General features: G+C 72.8%; 12 protein-coding genes. 4 read left to right on the forward strand and 8 right to left on the reverse strand.

The features are described 5' to 3' along the window. Positions 1-83: 83 nt before the first annotated feature. The 6 genes from ACFWIC_RS00695 to ACFWIC_RS00720 all read right to left on the reverse strand — a co-directional run bounded on the left by ACFWIC_RS00695 (position 84) and on the right by ACFWIC_RS00720 (position 16,402). A complete protein-coding gene (locus tag ACFWIC_RS00695; protein WP_380357048.1) occupies positions 84-1,142 on the reverse strand; it encodes an MDR family NADP-dependent oxidoreductase in 1,059 nt (352 codons plus the stop codon). Beyond that, positions 1,139-2,944 carry a phytoene desaturase family protein gene (locus tag ACFWIC_RS00700; RefSeq protein WP_380514610.1) on the reverse strand — a complete coding sequence of 602 codons (1,806 nt, stop codon included), beginning with the start codon at positions 2,942-2,944 and terminating at the stop codon, positions 1,139-1,141. Before ACFWIC_RS00700 ends, ACFWIC_RS00695 begins: the two co-directional genes overlap by 4 nt. Before the next feature lie 63 nt (positions 2,945-3,007). Then, positions 3,008-4,198, reverse strand: a complete 1,191-nt coding sequence (locus tag ACFWIC_RS00705; RefSeq protein ID WP_380514613.1) for a cytochrome P450 — start codon at positions 4,196-4,198, stop codon at positions 3,008-3,010. A gap of 118 nt (positions 4,199-4,316) precedes the next feature. Then, complete coding sequence (locus ACFWIC_RS00710) at positions 4,317-14,063, reverse strand: amino acid adenylation domain-containing protein (RefSeq protein WP_380514616.1); 9,747 nt, start codon at positions 14,061-14,063, stop codon at positions 4,317-4,319. A 269-nt stretch (positions 14,064-14,332) separates the two neighbouring features. After that, positions 14,333-15,211, reverse strand: coding sequence for a sterol desaturase family protein (locus ACFWIC_RS00715; RefSeq protein WP_380357039.1), 879 nt, complete (start codon positions 15,209-15,211; stop codon positions 14,333-14,335). Positions 15,212-15,400: 189 nt separating this feature from the next. Then, on the reverse strand, positions 15,401-16,402 hold the full coding sequence (locus ACFWIC_RS00720) for an Lrp/AsnC family transcriptional regulator (RefSeq protein ID WP_380514620.1): 1,002 nt from the start codon (positions 16,400-16,402) through the stop codon (positions 15,401-15,403). Positions 16,403-16,531: 129 nt separating this feature from the next. On the opposite strand from ACFWIC_RS00720, the gene ACFWIC_RS00725 reads away from it, so the two are divergent. Next, positions 16,532-18,067, forward strand: a complete 1,536-nt coding sequence (locus tag ACFWIC_RS00725) for an MFS transporter (protein WP_380514623.1) — start codon at positions 16,532-16,534, stop codon at positions 18,065-18,067. 179 nt (positions 18,068-18,246) lie between these two features. Here ACFWIC_RS00725 and ACFWIC_RS00730 read toward each other — a convergent pair whose 3' ends face one another. Together ACFWIC_RS00730 and ACFWIC_RS00735 are read right to left on the reverse strand one after the other, a co-directional pair. Further along, a complete protein-coding gene (locus ACFWIC_RS00730; protein WP_380357024.1) occupies positions 18,247-19,263 on the reverse strand; it encodes a DUF2332 domain-containing protein in 1,017 nt (338 codons plus the stop codon). A 169-nt stretch (positions 19,264-19,432) separates the two neighbouring features. Continuing rightward, on the reverse strand, positions 19,433-19,918 hold the full coding sequence (locus ACFWIC_RS00735; RefSeq protein ID WP_380514626.1) for a nuclear transport factor 2 family protein: 486 nt from the start codon (positions 19,916-19,918) through the stop codon (positions 19,433-19,435). Positions 19,919-20,208: 290 nt separating this feature from the next. Here ACFWIC_RS00735 and ACFWIC_RS00740 point away from each other — a divergent pair, with 290 nt between their 5' ends. From ACFWIC_RS00740 to ACFWIC_RS00750, 3 genes are all read left to right on the forward strand, one after another. Continuing rightward, positions 20,209-21,315: a substrate-binding domain-containing protein gene (locus tag ACFWIC_RS00740; RefSeq protein WP_329952376.1), complete on the forward strand. Its 1,107-nt coding sequence runs from the start codon at positions 20,209-20,211 to the stop codon at positions 21,313-21,315. A 155-nt stretch (positions 21,316-21,470) separates the two neighbouring features. Further along, a complete protein-coding gene (locus ACFWIC_RS00745) occupies positions 21,471-22,250 on the forward strand; it encodes an ATP-binding cassette domain-containing protein (protein WP_380357017.1) in 780 nt (259 codons plus the stop codon). Positions 22,251-22,306: 56 nt separating this feature from the next. Continuing rightward, the gene (locus tag ACFWIC_RS00750; protein WP_380357087.1) at positions 22,307-23,575 is read left to right on the forward strand and encodes a sugar ABC transporter permease; all 1,269 of its coding nucleotides are present in this window, start codon (positions 22,307-22,309) and stop codon (positions 23,573-23,575) included. Positions 23,576-23,598: the final 23 nt, after the last annotated feature.

Below are 23,598 nucleotides of genomic sequence, written 5' to 3' on the forward strand. Positions count from 1 at the left end.
CCACGACCGACCCGCTCCGGCGGGGCACGACGACCGACCCGCCGCCAGCGGGAGGGGGCGCCCCCTCCCGCCGGCGGCGTGCGTCAGACCTCGACGAGCACCTTGCCCCGGTTGCCCTCCCGGTCCACGTAGAGGCTCCGGTACGCCTTCGGGATCTCGTCGAACCCCTTGTGCACGGTCTGGTGGTAACGGATCTCCCCGTCCCGGACCAGCCCGCCCAGTTCCTGGTGCATCTGCGCCAACAGCGGCTCGGTGAACCACTCCTGGGCGAAGATCCCGCGGATCGTGGTGCGCGGGAACATGATGTACGGCAGCAACCGGGGTCCGGTGAGATCTCCGTTCACCGTGGTCGCCCACTGCCAGCACACGGCCACCTGGCTGTCCACGTTGAGCATGGTGAACACCGCGTCGGTGACCGTGCCGCCCAGGTTGTCGAAGTACCGGTCGACCCCGTCGGGCGCGGCGAGCGACAGCGCCTGACGCACCTTCTCGGCGTCGTCGGTCTGGTCGTAGAGGACCACCTCGTCGAAGCCCAGCCCCCGCAGGTACTCGGCCTTGCCCGGCGAGGCGGTGGTGCCGACCACCCGGCCGGCCCCGGACCGCTTGGCCAACTGGCCGACCAGGGTGCCGATCGAGCCGGACGCGCCGCTGATCACCACGGTGTCGCCGGGCCGCACCGCCATGAACCGGGTGAGCGTGCCCCACGCCGTCATCCCCGGCGCGCCCATGATGCCGAGGGCGGTGGAGACCGGCAGCCGCTCGTCGTACCAGGCCGGGTCGAGCCGCCGGTAGGCCGGGAAGACCATCGGGAAGGTCCCGGTCTTCCACAGCTCCTCGGCACCGTTGTGCACGACGTGGCTGCGCCAGCCGCCGAACCCCTGCACGAGGTCGCCGACCCGGAACGCCGCCTCCGGCCCGGCCTCGATCACCTCCATGATCGAGTCGGCGCCCATGTGGTGGCCGATCGGTGTCTCCAGGGCGAGCCCGTTCTGGTACGGGTCGACCGAGACGTACCGCGTCCGGAAGAGCATCTCGTCCGGCCGGAGGTCGATCTCGACGTCCTCGACGACCTTCCGGTAGATCCGGTTGACGTCGGGCACCCCGTCCAGGTGTTCCCGGACCACCCACTTCTCGATCCTCATGCGAGGGCTCCTGTCTCCATGTTCTCGGTGTCCTTCGCGGCGGCACGCTTCCCCGGGGTCCCGCCCGTCCCGCCGGTCTCCCCGCCCTCGCCGCCCCCGTCGGCCGGCCCGGCCTGCCGCGGCGGCCCGCCGACCGGGATGACCCGGTGCGTCGGCAGGGGCGCGCTCAGATCGACCTCGGCCGCGAACTCCAGACCGTCGTCCCGGCAGATGAACTGCACGACGTGCCGGCCGGCGGCGGCCGCCCGGATCAGACCGCCGATGGTCGCCCAGACCCCGGAGAGGTAGAAGCCCGACAGCCCGGGCAGCACCGGACCGCTCTTCTTGATCTCCGCCTCGACCGTCTCGGCGCCCTCCACGAACGGGTTCCACCCCGGGAAGGTGCCGTCGTAGACGCCCGTGTAGCGGACCTGGGTCAGCGGGGTCGACACGTCGGCGACGGCCACCGCGTCCTTGAAACCGGGGAAGCGCTCGTCCAGGAAACCGGCGATGCCGTTGCGGACCCGCCGCTTGGCCGCCATGTACTCCCGGCCGTGCTTCACCGGCAGCGTGTGCAGTTCCTCGCCGCGCCGGACCCGGGACGACTGCTCCGGCCCCTCGTGCAGTGCCCGCCACGGGGCGATGTCCGAGAAGTACGTCGCGAACACCACCGTCGACTCGCGCGGCGCCAGCTCCGGGTAGTGCCGGGTGCGGAACTGCACGTTCATCGAGCGGCAGCGGATCCCGGTCAGCTCCCGCGCCTGCTCCTCCGTCAGCAGGTACGTGGTGCAGGGATCGCCCTGCGGGAAGGGCCGGCGCAGCCCCAGGAAGAGGGAGACGTAGCCGGGCGACAGCTGGCCGGGCTCGTCGATCAGGGAGGTGTACAGCCGCCGGTAGGTGTCGTTGAGGTACCGGCCCTTGAGCAGCTTCATCACCGTGGTGTGGCCGTCCGCGGCGGAGACCACGATGTCGGCGCGGAACTCCCGGCCGTCACTGAGCCGTACTCCGACCGCGCGGTCCTGCTCGACCAGGATCTCCTCGACCTTGGCGTTGTAGGTGATCTCGCCGCCCAGCTTGCGGTACCGCTCCTCGATCGACCGGGCCAGCCCGAGCGAACCGCCCTCGGGCACCCCTGCGGCCTGGTTGGCGTGCGAGGCCAGCTGGAAGTAGAACGGCAGCACCGGGAAGGCCGGGTGCTTCTCGTAGAGGATGAAGTTGAACGCCTCACGCAGCAGCGGGTCGCGGAACCGCAGCGCGAAGTCCGTCATCAGCACCGTGATCGACTTGCGGATGGTGTTGAAGTACGGGACGAACGAGGCCAGCATCCGCCAGCGCTCCAGCCTGCCCATCAGCCCGACGGGCTTGAGGAACGGGTAGACCGCGAGTGCCTTGCGGAAGGTCCGGATGCCGGCGCAGAACTCCCGGATCGGCGCGGCGTCGGCCGGGGAGAGGTCGAGCAGGTGCGCCTCCAACCGGTCCGGGTCGGAGTAGAAGTGGACCGCCCGGCCGTCCCTGCCCCGGACGATGTTGAACACGTCGAAGTGGCGCATCTCCTTGCCCTGGAGCGCGCCCAGTTCGAGCCAGATCTGGTACATCTCGTTGCCCGGTCCGTTGCCGAGCAGCCAGCTGATGCACCAGTCGAAGGTGAAGTCGCTGCGGTCCCATCCGGTGCACGAGCCACCGGGGATCTCGTGCATCTCGAAGACCTGCGTCCGGTAGCCGTTCATCCGGGCGTAGCACCCGGTGGAGAGGCCGCCGAGGCCGCCGCCGACGATGATCATCGTCTCCCGTCGGCGCTTGGCGTCCGGTTCCCGTGTCGTCATTCCAGCCTTCCTCGTCCGTACCGTTGGGTGCGTTGCCGTTGCGTTGCCGTTGTCGGAGGGTGCTCACCACGCGATCGGGAGCGCCTGCAGGCCGTTCACCATCGCGTCCTCCTTCCAGCGCAGTTCGCGCTCGGGGACGGCCGGCCGCAGACCGGGCAGCCGGGCCAGCACCCGCTCGATCGCCACCTGGAGCTCCAGCCGGGCCAGATGGGCGCCGATGCAGTAGTGCACGCCGTGGCCGAAGCCGATGTGCGGGTTGCCCGGGCGGTCCAGGACGAGGCGCTCCGGCTCCTCGAACACCTCCGGGTCGCGGTTGGCGGCGGCGGTGGCGATCATCACGGCCTCGCCGGCCCGGACGGTCACCCCGCCCAGCTCGACGTCGGCGGTGGCGTACCGGGGCAGGCTGAAGCCGGTGAGCAGCGGCACGTACCGCATCAGCTCCTCGACGGCCCTGGGGATCAGCTCGGGCTGCTCCCGCAGGCGCTGCATCTCCTCGGGGTTCACGAGCAGTTGGTAGAAGAAGTTGCCGATCTGGCTGGTGGTGGAGACGAAGCCCGCGATCAGCAGGTCGCAGGCGATCGAGAGCAGTTCCTCCTCACCGATCAGCCGCTGCTCGCGGCAGGCCCGGACCAGCACGGTGAGCAGGTCGTCGCCCGGCTCCCGGCCGCGCAGCTCCAGCACGCCCGCCATGTAGTCGATGAACGCCTGGCCCTCGACCGCGAGCACCTCGCCGGGGGTGACGGCGGAGAGCACCGTCTCGGCCCAGCTCCAGAGCATCCGGTGGTCCTTGGCCGGGATGCCGAGCACCTCGCAGATGATGGTGGTCGGCATCGGGATGGCGAAGTCCTCGACCAGGTCGGCGGGGTGACCGGCGGCGATCATGCCGTCGATCAGCTCGTCCGCCAGCTCCCGGGCCCGCGCCCGCAGCCGCTCGACCCGGCGGGCGCTGAACTCCCGGGCCACCAGCGAACGGAGCCTGGTGTGGTCGGGCGGCTCGGTGGAGAACAGGCCGGCGCCGGTACGGGCGACCGGGCGCATCCGGGGCTGGTCCCGGCCCATCGCGGCGGCGAGGCTGAACCGCGGGTCGGCCAGCACCGTCCGGACGTCCTCGTAGCGGGTGGCCAGCCAGGCGCCGTCGCCGTACGGCATCCGGATCCGGACCAGCGGCTTGTCGCGCAACTCCGCGTACGTGGGGTCGAGTTCGAGGCCGGTCGGCTCGAAGGGGTAGGACAGCGGCTGGTGCTGCCTGAGCATGAGGGGGTCCGCCTCTCGTGCGGGGGTAGCGGGGGTAGCGGGGGCGCCGGGGACAGCGGGAGCGCCGGGAGTGGTGCTGCCGCGCGGCCGGCCGGGGGCGGGCAGGGCGGTACCGGTCTCAGGACACATGGACGTCGACTCCGGTGAGGATCGACCGGGCGAGCCCGGCGTTGTGGGCGATGAACTCGCGGTCGAGCATCTCGGCGTGGGTGCCGAAGCCCTTGAAGACCGCGGTCCGGGTGGCCGAACTCCCGTGCCAGGCACCGTGCCGGCCGGCCTCGTAGAGGGACACCTTCTCGTCGTCGGAGATCACGCTGAGCGCGGCCGCGACCACCCCGAGGTTCGGGGTGCGGCTGCAGAACCTCAGGTAGTCCCGGGCCTGTTCGCGGGTCTCCTGGGCGACCACGTCCGAACCGGTGTGCCGCCGGAGGTGCTCGGCCAGCTCGCGCTCGAAGGCCTGGACGTGCTCGTCGGCGAGGTCGAAGGACTCCGGGATCCGGTGCGAGTCCATGATCACCACATTGGGCACCGCCCGGCCGCGCCGCTCCAGCTCCTTGGCCACCTCGAAGGCGAGATTGCCGCCGAGCGAGTAGCCGAGCAGGGCGCACGGCCCGTCCGGCTGGAGGGACTCGACCAGGTCCGCGTACCGGTCGACCTTGTCGTCCCCGGTCACGTAGTTGAACGCGACCATCCGGTACTCCGGCAGGTGGGCCGCGAACTGGCGGTAGACCAGTCCGTGGCCGCCGGCGGGCGGGAAGCAGAACAGCGTCTGCTGCTGCTCCCGGTTGAACCAGAGGTACGGCTGGGCTCCCTCGATCCGGCCGGTGATGATGGCCTCGACGGTCTTCGCCATCCCGTGCAGGGTGGTGACCTTGAAGAGCTGGCTGACCGGGATGCTGATGTTGAACTCGGCCTGCAGGCCGTGGATCAGCTCGATCAGCCGGATCGAGGACCCCCCGGACTCGAAGAAGTCGTGCTGCAGCCCGGGTTCCTCGACGCCCAGCAGGGTCCGCCAGTGCTCGGCCATCCGGACCTCGTAGAGGGTGACCGGCGGCTCGACGGCCCGGTCCGCCGCATCCGCCCGGGGCGCCGGCAGCGCGGCGACGTCCACCTTGCCGTTGGCGGTGAGCGGCAGCGTGCACAGCTCGGTGAAGTGGGTCGGGATCATGAAGGTCGGCAGGTAGCCGGCCAGGTGGCGGCGGAGTTCGCGGCGGTCGAGCGTCCGCCCGGGCGTCGGCACGCAGTACGCGCAGAGCACGTGCTCGCCGCCGCGGTCGGGCCGGACGGTGACCACCGCCCGCTCCAGCTCCGGCCACTCGGCGAGTTGGGTCTCGATCTCCCCCAGCTCGATCCGGTGGCCGCGCACCTTGATCTGCGAGTCGGCCCGGCCGAGCAGGTGCACCCCGCCGTCCGCGTCCCAGCGGGCGAGGTCCCCCGTGCGGTAGAGCCGGACCGGCTCGGTGCCGTCCGCACCGCCGAGCGGGAGGACGGCGAACCGCCGGGCGGTCTGCTCCTCGTCGCCGACGTAGCCGAGCGCCACCCCGGAGCCGCCGATCCACAACTCCCCGGTGACGCCGGGCGGGACGGGCCGCCCGTGATCGTCGAGGAGGTAGAAGGCGCTGTTCGGGAACGGCCGCCCGATCGGGACCATCCGGCTCGGTTCGAAGCCGTCCGTCGGTCCCTCGAAGTAGGCACTGTCGATGGTGGCCTCGGTGAGGCCGTAGGAGTTGACCAGCCTGGTCTCCGGACCGCAGAGGGCCCGCAGCCGCTCGTACTCCTCGACCTTCCAGACGTCCGAGCCGACCACCAGCAGTCGCATGAACCCCAGGTCCAGGCCCGTCCGTTCGCAGTGGCCGACGACCGTGCGGACCACCGCGGGGACGAACTCGGCGGCGTCCACCCGCTCGGCGCGCATCACCGCGTGGAGCCGGGCCGTGTTGAACAGCAGCTCCCGGCCGACCAGCACCAGGGCGCCGCCCGAGCAGAGCGCGCGGACCACGTCCCCGGTGAAGACGTCGAAGGAGGGGCCGGCCATCTGGAGGTGGACCCTGACCTCGGTGTCCAGCCGGTACTCGGCCCGCCACGCCTGGTAGGCCGAGGCCAGGTTGCCGTGGCCGACGCGGACGGCCTTGGGCCTGCCGGTGGAGCCGGAGGTGTAGATCACGTACGCCGGATCGTCGGGGCCCACCGCCGCGTCGGTGAACTCACCCGGCTCACGGTCCTGCTCCTCGTCCAGTTCGTCGGTGGTGACCAGACGGGCGGGCAGCCGACCGAGCCGCTCCCGGTCGTCGCCGACCAGCAGCCCGGCGCCCGCCCGCCCCACCATGTCCGCCAGCCGGTCCGCCGGGTGACCCGGGTCGAGCGGCAGGTAGGCGGCCCCGGTGCGGAGCACCGCGAGCAGGGCGACGATCAGCTCCGGCGACTTCTCCAGGCAGAGCGCCACCACCGTGCCGGGCCCGGCGCCCAGCGCCCGCAGCCGGGCCGCGGCCCGCCGGGAGCGCTCGGCCAGCTCGCCGTAGCTCAGCCGCACGGTCGGGCCGGACTCGGCGGGCGCCGCCACGGCGAGCGCCGCCGGATCGGCCGCCGCCGCACGCAGGATCAGCTCGTGCACCGGCTCCTCGTGGGCCACCTGCCGGTCCGCGCCGCTCCACCCCCGGAGCACCAGGGCGCGCTCCTCGCGGCCGAGCAGCTCCAGCCCGGTGGCCGCCCGCCCGGGGCCGGCCTCGGTCAGCCCCTCCAGGAGGTTCAGGTAGTGGCCGGACAGCCGGGCCATCGTCTCCGGGAGGAAGAGGTCGGTGTTGTACTTGAAGACGCAGTGGAAGCGGTGCTCCACCTCGTCCTCGTAGGCGGACAGGGTCAGGTCGAACTGGCCCTCCTCCTCGGGGAGTTCGATGTACTCCAGGCGATAGCCGTACTTCTCGGTGGCCACCTTGTGGTGGAGCAGGATGAACATCGCCTGGAAGACGGCGGAGCGGCTCGGGTCGTGCTGCAGCCCGAGCTTCTCCACCAGCAGCACGAACGGGTACTCCTGGTGGTCCAGCCCGCCGAGCACGGTGGTCCGCACCCGGTCCAGCAGTTCCGCCACGGTCGGTTCACCGGCCAGCGAGACGTGCAGCGGCAGCGGGTTGACGAAGTAGCCGTAGACGCCGGCGAACTCCTCGTCGGTGCGGCCGGTCACCGGGCTGCCGACGATGATGTCGTCCTGGCCCGCATAGGCGTGCAGCAGCAGGTAGTAGGCGCTGAGCAGCACCATGAAGACCGTGACGTTGTGCTCGCGGGCCAGCGCGTGCACCCGGGCGCTGAGCGCCTCGTCGAGGACGAAGAACTCGGAGGCGCCGTTGTGGGTCTGGACCGCCGGGCGGGGCTTGTCCGTGGGCAGGCTGAGGATCGGCACCTCGGCCGGCAGGTGGGAGCGCCAGTAGTCGAGCATCTTCGGCGCCTCGCGGCCCGCCAGGAAGGCGTTCTGCCGGTTGAGGAAGTCCAGGTACCGCGCGGTGACCGGCGGCAGCTCGGGCGCCCGGCCCTGCCGCAGCCCCTCGTAGACGGCGAGCAGTTCCTCGATGAAGGTGAAGGTGGAGATCGCGTCCGAGATGATGTGGTGGACGGCCTTCATGATCACCCAGCGGTCCGGGCCGCGCCGGAAGAGCCGGAACCGCACCAGCGGATCGCGTTCCAGGTCGTACGGCCGGCGGTACTCGCGGACGATCAGCGCGTGGATCTCGTCCCAGGCCAGGTGCTCGACGTCGAAGACCCCGAAGTCCGGCTCCACCGCGGCCGAGATCCGCTGCACGGCCCGGCCGCCGTCGAGCACGAAGTTGGCCCGCAGGCCGGGGTGGCGCTCGACCATGGTCCGGAAGGCCACCGCCATCAGCTCGGGCTCCAGCTCCACCCGGACCTCGACCGCCCCGCCGATGTTGTAGGCGAAGCCGTCCGGGTTGAGCTGCTTGAGGAACCACAGCGCCTTCTGGTTCTGGGTGAGCGGGTACGCCGTCTCGTCCTCGTGGCGCTCGACCGCGACCGAGCCGACGCCGACCGGGTCCTCGTCCAGCAGTTCGGCCAGCGACTCGTGCAGCCGGGCGACCAGTTCGCCCACCGGTGCGTTGCTCAGCAGCGCCACCACCGGGAGGGTGGTGCCGAGTTCGGTGTTGAGCCGGGCCCGCAGCTCCATCGCGAGCAGCGAGTCCAGACCGAGGCCGCCGAGGCCGGCGCCGGGGTCGATCTGCTCGACGGGCGCGCGGAGCACGGTGGCGGCCAGGTGGACGAACCGCTCGCCGAGCAACACCAGCCGCTCGGCCTCGCCGGCGGCCCGCAGGGTGTCCAGGAGGCCCGCCCGCTCGGTCACCGGCACGGCCTCCCGGGCGCTCGCGGCCAGGTCCGCGACCAGCGGCGGCGGGGCCGGGTACCAGGAGAGGAAGACCGGCCAGTCGACCACGGTGGCGACCAGCAGCTGGGCCCGGTCCTGCCCGAGCACCCGCTCCAGCACGGCCATCCCGGTCTCCGGGGCCAGCGAGCTCATGCCGCGGCTGTTCCGGTAGTGGTCGATCAGGCCGAGCTCCTCGATCATGCCGGTGGCCCAGGGGCCCCAGTCGAGGCTCATCGCGGGCAGGCCGAGGGACCGGCGGTGGTGGGCCAGGGCGTCCAGGAAGGCGTTCCCGGCCGCGTAGTTGGTCTGACCGGCGGTGGTCAGCAGCGAGGCGATGGAGGCGAAGAGCACGAAGTGGTCGAGTGGTTCGCCGGCCAGCCGGCGGTGCAGGGCGAAGGCGCCCAGCACCTTGGGGGCGTGGACGGCGTCGAAGGTCCCGCGGTCCAGCTCGCCCACCAGGGTGTCCCGGACCTGCCCGGCGAGGTGGAAGACACCGCGGATCGGCGGCCGGTCCAGCCGGTGGTACTCCGCGAGCCAGTCGGCCAGCGCGGACTCGTCGGTGATGTCCAGCGGTGCCGGGACGGGCTCCGCGCCGAGCGCCTCCAGCTCGCGCAGGAAGGCCGCGCGCCGGCCGTCCGGGCTCGCCGGGTCGAGGTCGCGCCACAGCTCGCGCGGCGGCAGCGGGCTGCGGCCGACCAGGATCAGCCGCCGGGCGCCGCGCCGGACCAGGGTGCGGCAGAGCAGCCGGCCGAGCGCGCCGAACGCACCGGTCACCAGGTACGCGGCGTCCGGTCGGAGGCAGGGCGGAAGCGGACGGCTGAGCCCCTCGGTCGGGCGGAGCCGGCTGGTCAGCCGTCGGCCCGGACGGAGCGCGATCTCGTCCTCGTCCGCGAGCGCGAACTCGCGCAGCAGCGCGGCCGCCTCGGCGTCGACGGCGGTGGCGGTTGTGGTGGCGGTTGTGGTGGCGGCCGGACGGGTACCGGGGCCGGAGCCCGGACCGACGCCCGGACCGGTGATCGGACCGGTGATCGGACCGAGGTCGACCAGCTTGCCCGGGTGCCCGGGCAGCTCCTGGTGGCGGAGCACCCGGCCGATCCCCCAGGCAGGCGCACCGAGCGGTTCGACCGGCTCACCGGGGGCGGTGGCCTGCGCGGATCGGGTGACGATGTGCAGCCGGGTGTGCGGGAGTTCCGTAGCCAGCAGGGCGGCGAGCGTGACCAGGCTGTACGCGCCGGCACCGGTGTGACCGGCCACCGCGTCGTGATCGGCGGCGGCCAGCTCCGGCCGGTCGAGGTTCCAGAGGTGGACGACGGCCGCCGGGTCGGGCGCGCCTGCGGCCCGCCGGTCGGCCAGAAGTCGGGCGAGGTCGGCGGCGGAGCCCGGCTCGACGGTGGCCGGCCGGCCGTCGGCCGACGGCCGGTAGCCGGTGGCCGGGAGAACCAGCTGGCAGCTGCCGCCGCGCGCGGCGATCTGCCGGGCCAGCGCCTCGGCGACGCCCTGACCGTCGGCGAACAGCAGCCAGTCGTCCGGGTGTTCGGCCAGGAGGTCGGGGGCCCCGGCAGCCTCCGGCAGCTCGATCCAGGCCGGTTCGACGAGCCAGCCGTCGATGGTGGCCAGGCCGACGGCGGTGGCCGCCTGCTCGATGTCGGCGGCCCGGAACCCGGTGACCCCCCCGAGCGGCGCGCCGTGCTCGTCGTGCACCGCGATGTCACCGACCAGCTCGAAGCCGGCGTCCCGGGTGACGGTCGCGTGCACCCAGAGCGGGCGGTCGCCGACCGCCTCCAGCCGGACCTCCTCGATGGCGACCGGCAGCCGGATCCCGCTCCCGGCACCGGTGCCCGCCACCAGCAGCTGGGGGGTCAGCAGGGTCTGGAAGAAGGCGTCCATCACCACCGGGTGCACCTGGTGGTCCGCGCCCTGCCCGGCGACCGCCGTCGTCGGCCGGACCCGGGCCAGCGCCTCGCCGGGGCCGATCCAGACCTCGTCGATGCCCTGGAACGCCGGGCCGTAGTGGTAGCCGAGCCCGGCCAGCGCCGCGTAGCAGTCGGCCCCGGAGAGATGGCGGACGGCCCGTCCGCGGATCGCCGCGACGTCCAGCGGTCGCCCCGGTCGGCGCCGCTGGCCGGGACGGACGGTCCCGACGGCGTGCACGGTGCGCTCGGGGCCGCCCCCGCCCGGGGCGCCGTCCTCGCCGCCCGCGGCAACGCCTCCGGCTCCCGCACCGCCGGTCGCGATGGTGAAGCCCCCGTGCTCGGCGGAGAGGGTGAGCCGGACGGCGCGGCTCTCGTCGTCCGGGAGGAACAGCGCCTTGCGCAGCTCGATGCCGGCCAGCGCGGCGTCCGTGCCGCCGGTCAGCGCGCGGACCGCCTGGACGGCCATCTCCAGGTAGCCGGCGGCGGGGAAGAGCACCTCGCCCTGGATCCGGTGGTCCTCCAGGTAGGGCAGCGCCTCGGCGTCCAGCCTGGCCTCCCAGGCCGGTTCGGCGCCGGCCAGCCGGCGGCCGAGCAGCGGGTGGTCCAGCCGGCCCTGCCGGACCGCCTCGACCGACCGGGGCTCGACCCAGTGCCGGTCCCGTCGGAACGGGTAGCGCGGCAGGGGAACCGTCCGGCCGACGGGCTGGAGCACCGACCAGTCGACCTCGACACCGAGGTTGTGCAGGGCGGCCAGCGAGGCCGTGAAGGTCGCCTGCTCGTCCTCCTGGCGGCGGATCGAGGGCAGCGTGCGGACCTCGGGACGGTCGGCGCCCCCGGGGCGGGCCTCCACGGTCTCCTGGATCGAGCGGCCGAGCACCGGGTGCGGGCCGATCTCCAGGAAGAGGGCGTACCCGTCGTCGGCCAGCCGCTCGACCGCCTGCTGGAAGCGGACGCTGTCGCGGACGTTCTGCCACCAGTAGGCGGCGTCCAGCTCGGTGCCCCGCGCGGTGCCCTCACGTCCGGTGAGGTAGAGCGGCACCTGGGCCGGGCGGGGCTTGAGGTCGGCGAGCGACTCCAGCAGCTCGTCCTTGATGAGCTCCATCCGGGCGCTGTGGTAGGGCACTTCGACCGTCAGCGGGCGCACGAAGACCTGTTCGGCGGTGAGCGCGGCGGCCAGTTCGGCCAGCACCGTCTCGTCACCGGCGAGGGTGAGCGACGTGGGGCTGTTGATCGCGGCCACCGAGACCGCGTCTCCGTACGGGCGGAGCCGGCGGACCGCCTCGGCCTCGGTGAGTGCGACGGCCAGCATGCCGCCCGTCCCGGCCAGCTTCTGCTGGAGCCGGCTGCGGTGGACCACCACCTTGACCGCGTCCGCCAGGTCGTAGACGCCGGCCTCGTGGAAGGCGGCGACCTCACCGGTCGAGTGACCGACGACGGCGTCCGGCCGGACGCCGCGACTGCGCCAGAGCGCGGCCAGACCGACCTGGACCGCGAAGTTGGCGGGCTGGGCGAGCCAGGTCTCGGCCATCCGGGAGTGCGCCTCGTCGGCGGCCAGCTCGTCGGTCAGGGACCAGCCGGTGAGTTCGGCGAGGTGCTCGGCGCAGCGCTCGACGGCCTCCCGGTAGACGGGTTCGGTGGCGAAGAGCCGACGGCCCATCGCCCACCACTGCGGGCCCATGCCGGTGAAGACCCAGGCCAGCCTCCGGTGCCGGGTCTCGCGGCGGTGGCCGGTGAGCACCCGGGGGTGGGGCTCGCCCCGCAGGTAGGCGCTGAACGCCTCGTCCAGCGAGGCACGGGCGGTGTGGCCCCGGGAGTCGTAGACCACGGAGAGCCGGGCGTCGTGGTGCTGGCGGCGGTGGGCCAGGGTGTGGCCGAGGTCGACCGGGCGGGCCGCGGTCCCGCCGCGGACGCCGGCCAGCTCGGCCTGCACGCCGGCGGCCAGCTCGGGCAGCGCGGCGGCCTCCCGGGCGGTGAGCGGCAGGACGGTCCAGACGGGCTGCCCGTACGGCCCGGGCTGCGCGACCGGCACCGGCTGCGGGGAGGACTGCGGGAAGGACTGAGGGAAGGACTGCGGGGACGACTGCTCCGGCGCCGGATGCTCCGGGGACGGCTCCCGCGACGACGGGAACGACGGCTGCGGGGCGGCCTCCAGCAGGACGTGCGCGTTGGTACCGCCGAACCCGAAGGAGTTGACCCCGGCGCGGGCCGGCCCCTCGTGCGCCGGCCAGGGAGTCGGCTCGGTGGGGATCTCGTACGGCAGGGTGGCCGGGTCGATCGCCGGGTTGAGCTGCTCCAGATTGATGTGCGGCGGGATCAGCCGGTGCTTGAGCGCCAGCGCGGACTTGATCAGCCCGGCCAGTCCGGACGCCGACTCGGTGTGCCCGATGTTGGTCTTCACCGAGCCGACGTAGCAGCGGTCGCCGGGGCGGCGGCCGACCGCCAGCGCCCTGGCCAGCGCGTTCGCCTCGATCGGGTCGCCGACCGGGGTGGACGTGCCGTGCGCCTCGACGTACTGCAGGCCGCCGGGGACGATCCCGGCCTCGGCGCAGACCCGCTCGATCAGCGCGACCTGCGCGTCCGGGTTGGGCACGGTGATGCCGTTGGTGCGGCCGTCCTGGTTGACGCCGCTGCCGATGATGACAGCGTGGACCGGGTCGCCGTCGCGGACCGCGTCGGAGAGCCGCTTGAGCGCGACCACCGCGACGCCCTCGGCCCGGACGTAGCCGTCGGCCGCCGCGTCGAAGGTGCGGGAGCGGCCCTGCGGGGAGAGGAACCCGCCCTTGGTCTCGGCGATCGTGTACTGCGGCGCGATGTGCAGCAGGGTGCCGCCGGCCAGGGCGAGATCGGTCTCACCGCGCAGCAGGCTCTGTGCGGCGAGGTGGACGGCGACCAGGGAGGAGGAGCAGGCGGTGTCGAGGGAGACGCTGGGGCCGCGGAAGTCGAAGCAGTGCGAGATCCGGTTCGACACCATCGTCATCATGGTGCCGGTGGCGGTGTGTGCGGCCAGGGTCTCGAAGGAGAGGTCCGAGAACTGGACGATCTTGTAGTCCAGCGTGAACGCGCCCACGTAGACGCCGACCTCACGGCCCGCCAGCTCGGCGGGCTTCTGCCCGCCGTCCTCCAGCGCCTCCCAGGCCACCTCCAACAACTTCCGCTGCTGCGGGTCCATGTGGTCGGCCTCACGGCCGCTGATGCCGAAGAAGGCCGGGTCGAACTCGTCGAAACCGTCGATGTAGCCGCCCCGGCCGCCGACCAACCGGCCCGGCTTGGCCTTGTCCCGGCTGCCCAGGGTCGCCACGTCGTACCGGCTGCGCGGGGTCGGCGTGATGCAGTCCTTGCCCTCCACGAGGTTCTGCCAGAACGACCGGTGGTCGCAGGCGCCGCCGGGCAGGCGGCAGCCGATCCCGATGATCGCGATCTTCTCCCGGTCCTCGCCGGCCGGGGAGGGGGAAGGGGCGGAGGCGGCCCGCGCGTGAGCAGCGGTACCGGCAGTGCCGGCGGGGTCGACGGGCGCGGAGAGGTCAGAGAGGTCGGAAAGGTCGGCTGAATCAGGAGAGTCGGGGGATGCGGCGAAGCATGAATCCGTCATGGTCGAGTCCTTGAGTCGCTGCGTTCGCGCGCGGCACGAGTGTGGGAGAGCCGCACGGGCATGGGAACAGCGGCCGTGGCCCGGCTCCGGGCAGGCCGGGAGACGGGCCGGCCGAGAGGGACGGGCCGGAGGAGAGCCGGGATTGAGCGCGGACGGTCGGACGGGAACGGAGGGCCGGCCGGTCGAACCCCCGGGCCCCGGACCGACCGGACCTGCCGGCGCGACCCGGGCGGTCAGGTCGACTCGGTCGCCCCGGCGAGTCGGACGGGTCAGGTCGATCCGGTCGGGGAGTCGTCGGCACGCACCGGCCGACGCCAGGCTTGGAGGTGACTGGCGATCACTTCCCCGGTAGCGGGGAAGTCGGCCGGGTTCTGCAGCCCCACCTCGACCGGCCGTCGGCCGGGCCGCCAGGTGAAGCTACCGAAGGCGTGGTCCCAGACGGAGAGGTCGGAGCCGTAGTGTCCGGCCTCCGCCAGGTCGACGCTGTGGTGCAGCCGGTGTTGTTCGGGCCCGGCGAGGACGTGGTTGAGCAGACCGATCCGGACGTCGATGTTGGCGTGCACGAAGTAGCCCTGGGCGACCACGAACAGGCCCACGACGAACACCGTCTCCGCCGAGAACCCGGCCAGCGCCAGCGACACCTGGACCGCGCCCTGGGTGAGCACCACGTCCAGCAGGTGGTTGACGCCGTTGTTGGCGACGTTCACCTTGTCGGGCACGTGGTGCACGCCGTGCAGCCGCCAGAGCCGGGGGTTGGTGTGACACCACCGGTGGACGAGGTAGTTGGCCAGCGAGCCGAGCAGCATCGCCACCGGGATCTCGACCCAGAGCGGCAGGGCCGGATGCGGCGGCGCCAACCAGCCGACGAGCGTCGTCACGGGCACCTGGGACAGGGCTCCGCCGATCATCGTCAGCACGAAGTAGATGCCGTACCAACCCCACTCGCGCACACTGGGAGTCCACTCCGATTCGTACGGAATCAACCATTCCAGAAGCGTCAGATAGGCGATGGTTCCGACCAGGAAGAGCTGACTCGCCCGGCCGAGATCCCAGCGCAGACGCAGGGCCGCGACCGCTATCGCCACGAGGGCGACCAGCAGGGACGGGTAGGCGACATGGCGCAGCGCGGCCCGGAGCTGCCCTCCCATGACGACCCCCTTTCGCAGTCCACCGTCGAACGCTCACCGAAAGTGTTCGTTCAGATACTAAGGGCGCCCAGAAGTCGATGCGAGGGATTTTAGAAAAGAATCACATGGCGTTCAATTTGTCTGATGATAAGCAAACAAACTATCCGCCAGAAAGAGTGAAGAATCGGCCAAGCGACCCCGATCAATCGATTAGCGAATCATCACTCCGGAGCGCTTCACACTCCGGACCACGGGCGCCGTCTCCAGCGCCACCACCCCCTCCAGACCGCCCAGCCGACCGGTCAGGTAGGCGTAGAACGCCTCCACGTCCCGGCAGACCAGCCCGGCCACGAGGTTCGTGGGGCCGGTCGTCGCGGCCACGAACCCCACCTCCGGATGCTCCGCCATCGCGCGCCCGACCGCGGCGAGCTTCCCCGGCGCCACGGTCAGCCAGCAGAACGCCTCGACCTCGAAGCCGAGCAGCCGGGTCTCCACGTCCACGTCGAAGAAGAGCAGACCCGACCCGGTCAGCGCGGCCAGCCGGCGCCGCACCGTCGCCTCCGAACCCCCGGTCCGGGCCGCCAGCCCGGCCAGCGGCGCCCGCCCGTCGACCGCGAGCGCCGCCAGCAGCGCGCGGTCCAGCTCGTCCGGTACCACCGGTACCACCGGCACCGCAGCCGCCGCGGTCGCCTCCGCCTCCGTCGGCTGCGCCTGGCCCGCACGCAGCCGACGCACCTGGTCCGCGTCCAGTGCGGAGGTCCGCCCGCTCCACGCGACCGTCCCCCCGACGAACGTCCGCAGCAGGTAGTGCGCACTGACGCCGAGCACCCGCGGCGTCCGGGGAAGCTTCCCCAGCAGGAGCTCCTCCCGGTCCGGCCGGACCTGCGAGCGGGTGTTGCAGACGATCTCGCCGCCCGACAGCAGGCTGACCCAGGACGTGTCCGGCCGACGGGCCAGCGCCTCGGCGAGCGCCGACGCCGCGTCCGGGACGCACCGGATCCGGGTGAGCCAGTCGACCTCGCCGAGCCGCCGGGCGTCGGTCCGCCCGACCACCCGCACCACCCCGGCGGTCCGCAGCCGTTGGTAGCGGCGCGCGACCGTCTGGTCGGAGACCCCGAGCACCTCGGCGATCCGCCGGAACGGCACCCGGCCGTCCACCTGCAGGGCGTGCAGCAACGCCCGGTCCAGCTCGTCCAGCGCCACGGTTTCCATCACCGGGACGGTAGTGGATGTCGAGATCCGCCGGAACGACCCCACGGGGCGGCGCGGACGGCGGCTCCGGACCGAGAGTGACGGTGCGCCGGGCCGCCCGGGCCGGCGCACGGACGAAGGAGTACGGGGATGCGGAAGTGGTGGCCGCTGATCGCGGTCAGCCTCGGGGTGTTCATGCTGCTGACCGACATCAGCATCGTGATCGTGGCACTGCCGGACATCGGCGCCGCGCTGGGCATGGACTTCGACGGCCTTCAATGGGTGATGGACGGCTACGCGCTCGCGCTGGCTGCCCTGCTCCTCGGCCTCGGCGCGCTCGCCGACCGGGTCGGCCGGCGGCGAGTGTACACGGCGGGCCTGGCGGTCTTCGCCGTCGCCTCGCTGGGCTGCGGGCTCGCCCCGAACGGCGGGGTGCTGATCGCGGCGCGGATCGTCCAGGCCACCGGCGGGGCCGCGATGTTCGCCACCGCGATGGCCCTGCTCAACCTCGCCTACCGGGGCCGGGACCGGGCGGTGGCGTTCGGCGTCTGGGGCGCCGTCAGCGGCGCCGCGGCCGCCACCGGGCCGGTCGCGGGCGGACTGCTCACCGAGTACCTGGGCTGGCGGTCCGTCTTCCTGGTCAATCTGCCGGTCGCGGTCGCCGCCGTGATCCTCACCCGCCGGACGCTGCCGGAGTCCCGGAACCCGGACGCGCACCGGATCGACCTGCCCGGCGCCGCCGCCTTCACCGTCGCGGCGGGCTCGGCCGTCCTGCTGCTGATCCGCGGCGGCGCGGACGGCTGGACCTCACCGTCCGTCCTCGGTGCGGCCGGGACGACCGCCGCCGCGCTCGCCGTGTTCCTGCTGGTCGAGCGCCGCAGTCCGCACCCCCTGCTGGACCTCGCGCTGTTCCGCAGCCCCGTCTTCACCGGGGTCATGCTCTGCGGCCTGGTCTACTCCGCCGCCGCGTTCTCCTACCTGCCGTACACCTCGCTCTGGCTCCAGTCGGTGCTCGGCCGGGGCCCGATGGCCGCAGGTCTCACGCTGCTGCCGATGAGCCTCGTCGCCTTCGCGGTCTCCGCCCTGGCCGGCCGCCGGCTCGCCGTCCTCCCCCCGGCGGTGCCGCTCGCCGGCGGGCTCGCCGTGATCGGCGCGGGCGCCCTTCTCCAGTGCACCCTCGACGCCTCGTCCACCTGGACCGCGCTGCTTCCCGGCCTCGCCCTGACCGGGCTCGGTGTGGGCGCGGTCAGCCCGGTCCTGGCGGCCGGCGCGATGGCCGCCGTCCCGCCGGAGCGCGGCGGCATGGCGGGCGGCGCGCTCAACACGTTCCGCCAGCTGGGTCAGGCCCTCGGGATCGCGTTCCTCGGTCTCGTCCTCCACCAGGGGCTGCGGGCCTCGCTCGCCGACGGATCCACCGGCGTCCCCGATCCGGAGGCCGCCGCCCGCGCCCTGAGCGCGGGTGCGCCGGTGCCCGGTATCCCCTCCGAGCTGGTCCGCGCCGCGTTCGCCACCGCGCTCGACCGCACCCTGCTGGTCGCCGCCCTCACCGCGCTGGTCGGCGCCGCAGTCGTCGCGGTCCTCCTCCGGGCCCGGCCGACCCCGGCCCGACCTCCGGCGGACGGTCGACCCTCTGCGAACGGCCGGGCCACGGAGGAGCGGCCGACGGGCACACTCGCCCAGCGATGACGGTCCGCCGCCTCGCCCGCGCCGGACGTCCTGAAGGAACGGAGTGAACGGAAGGAACGGAAGGAACGGACCAGGACCGGCCCGAGCAACTGATCCGTCGCGAGGTTCGGATCGTCCCCGGCCCGGAACCCCGGTGTCCGGTGCGTCCGGGGCCGGGGGTCCTGGGCCGGGGCCCTGGCTCAGCCCCCGGAGGGGAGCCACTCCAGCGACTGGCCGTGCGGGCCGGTGCGGGCGAGCGGCCGCTCGTTCAAGGCCAGGGTGAAGAGCAGGTGCTCGGTCGCGGGGACGTCCGGCAGACGGCGGTCCACCTCCGGAAGCACGCCCGGGCCCTCGTTGGAGATCCAGGGGCATGCCAGCTCACGCATCGTGGCGGCGAAGGACTCCCGCTCGTCGGGCGTCAGATAGGCGATGACCGCGCTGTGGAAGACCACCGGCGTCGCTCCCGCCGGGGCGGCCGCCACCAGCTCGCGGATCGTCCCGTTGAGGTCCCCGCGGACCAGCTCGGGCGGCTCGGCGCGGGCGATCCGCACGGCGCCCCGCAGCCGGGCCAGCCGCTGGTGCTGCTCGGGCCAGACCAGGGACTCCAGCCACCGGACGTCCTGCGGGTCGGTGACGTCCAGCGGGTTCAGGTCGACGCCGGCCCGCCACGCGATCTCGGGCAGCCGGACGGGCTCCGGGACGACCGCCCCGCCCCGGTCACCGCCGGGCGGGGCACCGGACCCGCTGCCCGTCGTGAGGCACTCCAGAACGACCGGGCTGTCGGCCGGACCGAGAGCCGTGACACCGTCTCCGTGCCGGTACAGGTAGCGGTACCGGTCCGGATACAGGCAGAGGCCCGCCGAGGCACCGACCTCGATCAGGGCCAACGGCTGCGGCAACCGGGCGAGCACCGGGAGCAGGGCGGCGCACCGGCCCGGCTCGTTCGTCTGCGTCCGGCGCTCCAGGACGGTGGCACGCACCCGGGGCCAGTGCCGGGCGGTCCAGTCACGGAAGGCGGACTCGTCGTCGATCGGGCCGCCCAGGAAGCGCACCGCGCCCAGCAGCAGGTTGGGCTGACGCTTGGGCGGCGGGAGTTCGTCGATCAGTGCGAGCAGACCCGGGTCGCCGGAGACGGCCGAGGAAAGCCTCTCGTAGGACGGGGAGTTGCCCCGCGCCTCCGTCGTCGCGAACTGCCGGTACCGCCCCGCCGTGTCCACTTCCCGCTCCCCCTCCCGGACGATCGAGCCGGCAGCATACGAGGAGGGCCCCGGAGTCCGCCACGGGGCCTTCCGGCGGGCCGACGCCGGGCCGGGCCGGGCCGGGCCGGGCCGGGCCGGGCCGGGCAGCCGGAGCCTCCCCCCGCCCCCCGTACCGGCAGCTCGCGCGTCACCCGGCCGGGAGTGCCGCGCGGAACGGCCCGGGGTACCCGATCGGCGGAGCGACGGCCTCGGTGACGCCCTGCTGCCCGAGGACGTCGCAGACCGACGCGAGCAGGGCCGTGTCGCAGTAGATGTGCAGTTCGGTGATCTTCGCCCACTTGATCCGCAGGACGTGCACGCCCTGGTTGGAGTAGTGGTTGCCCTCCCGGTCGGTGAGGTGGTCCACCCACTCGACGAACGCCACGGTGTCCCAGGGCCAGCCCTTGGCGACGACCTTCTTCAGCTCGAAGCGCAGGTCGGGCATGACCTCGGCCAGCCTGTCGTACCAGCGCTGGATCTGCTCCGCGTCGTGCCGCCCGCCCGCCAGGGCGTGCGAGCCGGAGAACCAGTGCTCCGCGTCGGGGGCGAACTGCCGGACGATGGCCGGGTAGTTGCCGCGATTGACCTCGGCGAAGGAGTTGCGCAGGTTGCGCCGGACGATGGCGTGATACACGTTTCCACCCCTGCTCGGCATGGTGACGACCCGTCATCGACTCTAGGACCTCCCCGCGGCCGACGGCGTCCCGCCCTCCCCGGGCCCGACGCGTTCCACAGCCGCGCAGGGGCGCAGGCGCCCACCGGCCCCGGGCTCCGGCTCCGGCTCCGGCTTCCCGCGGCGGAGCGAGGCGGAGCGACCCGGAGGCACCCGCTCGGCTCAACCCGAATCGTGGTGCGCGGCCGTTGTTCGCAGACTCGATACAGGGGCGGACTCCAGGGTCGGACCCATACGGAAGAGGCATCCTCATGAGCAACGGTCTTCGCCACGTCCTCGCGGTGATCGCGGTGACGTCGGTCGGTCTCGGCCTGGCGTCCTGCGGCAGCGCCAAGGAGTCGACCGGCAGCACGTCCTCGGGCAGCGCGGCGTCGGGCGGGACGATCAAGATCGGCCTGCTGCTGCCGGAGACCAAGACGACCCGGTACGAGCAGTTCGACCGTCCGCTGATCGAGCAGAAGATCAAGGAGCTCGCGCCGAACGCGCAGATCGACTACTACAACGCCAACGAGAACGCGACCACCCAGCAGACCCAGGTCGACACCGCCCTCACCAAGGGCGACAAGGTGCTGATCCTGGACGCCGTGGACTCCAAGTCGATCCAGTCCTCCGTCCAGAAGGCGCACGACGCCGGCGTGAAGGTGATCGCCTACGACCGCCTGGCGCAGGGCCCCGTCGACGCCTACGTGTCGTTCGACAACAAGAAGGTCGGCGAGCTCCAGGGACAGGCCCTGGTGGAGGCCGTCGGCGACAAGGCGAACGCCGGGCAGATCATCATGATCAACGGCTCGCCCACCGACCCCAACGCGGCCGACTTCAAGGCGGGCGCGCACAGCGCGATCGACGGGAAGCTCCAGATCGGCAAGGAGTACGACACCCCGAACTGGGACCCGAACAACGCCAACCAGGAGGCCGCGGCGGCGATCACCGCGATCGGCGCCCCGAACGTCGTGGGCGTGTACTCGGCGAACGACGGCATGGCCGCCGGCATCGCGACCGCGCTCAAGGCCGCCGGCCTCAGCGTCCCGCTGACCGGCCAGGACGCCCAGCTCGACGGCGTCCAGCGGATCCTGGTGGGCACCCAGACCATGTCGATCTACAAGCCGTTCAAGCCGGAGACGGACGCCACGGCCCAGATCGCGGTCGCCTTCGCGCAGGGCAGGACGCCCGATCCCGCGCTGCTGCCGACCACCGTGACCAACGGCAGCGGCAACTCCGTGCCCGCCAACCTGATCACCCCGATCGTGCTGACCAAGGACAACATCAAGACCACGGTGGTCGCCGACGGCCTCTACACCCCGCAGCAGATCTGCACCGCCGACTACGCCGCCGCGTGCGCCGAGGCCGGCATCTCCTAGCAGCACACCGCCCGGCCCGCCCGGCCCGCCCGGCCCACCCGGCACCGGCCCCGGCCCCGACGCCCGGGGCCTGCCCCCGGCCGCACCACACGGCCGGCCCCCCCGAATCCGTAGACGCCCCGCCCCGCCCGGGCGGGGCAAGGGAGTTGGTCACTGTGGCAGGTGAGACCGTCCTGGCCCTGCGCGGGGTCTCCAAACGGTTCGGCGCCGTGCAGGCGCTCACCGACATCGAACTGGAGGTGCACGCCGGCGAGGTGCTCGCCCTGGTCGGCGACAACGGCGCCGGCAAGTCGACCCTGGTCAAGGCGATCGCCGGGGTGCACCAGCCGGACGAGGGCGTCATCGAGTGGAACGGCAGGCCGGTCTCCATCCACCGGCCCCAGGACGCCCAGCACCTGGGCGTCGCCACCGTCTACCAGGACCTCGCGCTCTGCGACAACCTCGACGTGGTCGCCAACCTCTTCCTCGGCCGGGAGATCCGGCGCTTCACCGTGCTCGACGAGGTCGAGATGGAGAAGCGCTCCCGCGAACTGCTGGACACGCTCTCCATCCGCATCCCCAGCGTCCGCATCCCGATCGCCTCGCTCTCCGGCGGCCAGCGCCAGGTCGTGGCGATCGCCCGCGCGCTGATCGGCTCGCCCAGGGTCGTGATCCTGGACGAGCCGACCGCCGCGCTCGGCGTCGAACAGACCGCCCAGGTGCTCGACCTCGTCGAGCGGCTGCGCGACAAGGGCCTCGGCGTGATCCTGATCAGCCACAACATGGCGGACGTCATGGCGGTCGCGGACACCGTCGCGGTGCTCCGCCTGGGCCGCAACAACGGCGTCTTCGAACGGCGCTCCACCACCCAGGAACAGATCATCTCGGCCATCACCGGTGCCACGGACAACGCCGTGACCCGTCGGCAGGCCCGCGGCACGGAGGGCACCCAGTGAGCGACGACACCCCGGACGGCGAGCAGCGCCGCCACGTCCCGCTTCCCGAGGACAGCATGCCGAAGGGGGGCGTCAACGCACCCGTCCCGGTGGCGCCCGAGGCGACCCCCGCCGTCGACCCCCGGCTGATCGTCCGCCAGGAGGGCGTCAAGGGCTACCTGGGCGAGTTCCGCCGCCGCCTCGGCAGCGGCGAACTCGGCTCGCTGCCGGTCGTCCTGGCCCTGATCGTCATCTGGGCCGTGTTCGGCAGCCTCAACAGCAGCTTCCTCTCCGCGCAGAACCTCTCCAACCTGTCGCAGCAGATCGTCGGCACCGGCATGATCGCGATCGGCGTCGTCTTCGTCCTGCTGCTCGGCGAGATCGACCTGTCGGTCGGCTCGGTCAGCGGCCTGTGCGCGGCGATCTTCGCGGTCATGAACGTCACCCACGGCGTGAACCAGTGGGTGGCGCTGATCGTGGCCATCGCCGGCGGCGCCGTCGTCGGCCTGATCCAGGGCCTGTTCTTCGCCAAGGTCGGCGTGCCCGCCTTCGTCGTCACCCTCGCCGGCAACCTCGGCTGGAACGGCGCCATGCTGCAGATCCTGGGCTCCAGCGGCACGGTCAACCTCTCCGGCAACGACATCGTCTCCAGGCTGTACAGCACCATCTACGGTCAGCAGGCCGCCGCGTACGGCGCGGCCCTGGTCGGCGTCGCCCTGTTCCTCCTCGCCACGCTGGTCGACACCCGCCGCCGCCAGCGCGCCGGAGTACCCTCCCGGCCGATCGTGGACATCGTGCTGCGCACCGCGGTCCTGGCCGTCATCGCCTTCCTGGCGGCCTACACGCTCAACCAGTACAAGGGGCTCCCGCTCGCCCTGCTGATCTTCCTGATCTTCATCGTGGTGCTGGACTTCGTGCTGCGCCGCACCCGGTACGGCCGCCAGGTGTTCGCCCTCGGCGGCAACATCGAGGGCGCCCGCCGCGCCGGCATCAACGTCTCCTGGATCCGGATCAGCGTCTTCGTCATCTGCTCGACGATGGCGGGCATCGGCGGCCTCTTCCTGGCCGCGCAGATCCAGTCGGCCAGCCAGACCTCCGGCGGCGGCAACCTGCTGATGAACGCCATCGCGGCGGCCGTCATCGGCGGCACCAGCCTCTTCGGCGGACGCGGCAAGACCTGGTCGGCCCTGCTCGGCGCGCTGGTGATCGGGTCGATCCAGTCCGGCATGAACATCCAGGGCCTCAGCAACGCCATCCAGTTCATGATCACCGGTGCGGTCCTGCTCGCCGCCGTCGTCATCGACTCCCTGGCCCGCCGCACCCAACAGGCCGCCGGCCGCGCCTGACCCCGCACCACCCCGCGCACGCA

It is taken from the genome of Kitasatospora sp. NPDC127035, from assembly GCF_042726075.1.
Taxonomy (GTDB): domain Bacteria; phylum Actinomycetota; class Actinomycetes; order Streptomycetales; family Streptomycetaceae; genus Kitasatospora.

Bases quoted from the DNA above. Each gene is read 5' to 3' on its own strand.
- ACFWIC_RS00695 (WP_380357048.1), bottom strand. From the start codon at position 1,142: ATGAGGATCGAGAAGTGGGTGGTCCGGGAACACCTGGACGGGGTGCCC.
- ACFWIC_RS00720 (WP_380514620.1), bottom strand. From the start codon at position 16,402: ATGGAAACCGTGGCGCTGGACGAGCTGGACCGGGCGTTGCTGCACGCC.
- ACFWIC_RS00725 (WP_380514623.1), top strand. From the start codon at position 16,532: ATGCGGAAGTGGTGGCCGCTGATCGCGGTCAGCCTCGGGGTGTTCATG.
- ACFWIC_RS00700 (WP_380514610.1), bottom strand. From the start codon at position 2,944: ATGACGACACGGGAACCGGACGCCAAGCGCCGACGGGAGACGATGATC.
- ACFWIC_RS00715 (WP_380357039.1), bottom strand. From the start codon at position 15,211: ATGGGAGGGCAGCTCCGGGCCGCGCTGCGCCATGTCGCCTACCCGTCC.
- ACFWIC_RS00740 (WP_329952376.1), top strand. From the start codon at position 20,209: ATGAGCAACGGTCTTCGCCACGTCCTCGCGGTGATCGCGGTGACGTCG.
- ACFWIC_RS00710 (WP_380514616.1), bottom strand. From the start codon at position 14,063: ATGACGGATTCATGCTTCGCCGCATCCCCCGACTCTCCTGATTCAGCC.
- ACFWIC_RS00705 (WP_380514613.1), bottom strand. From the start codon at position 4,198: ATGCTCAGGCAGCACCAGCCGCTGTCCTACCCCTTCGAGCCGACCGGC.
- ACFWIC_RS00750 (WP_380357087.1), top strand. From the start codon at position 22,307: ATGCCGAAGGGGGGCGTCAACGCACCCGTCCCGGTGGCGCCCGAGGCG.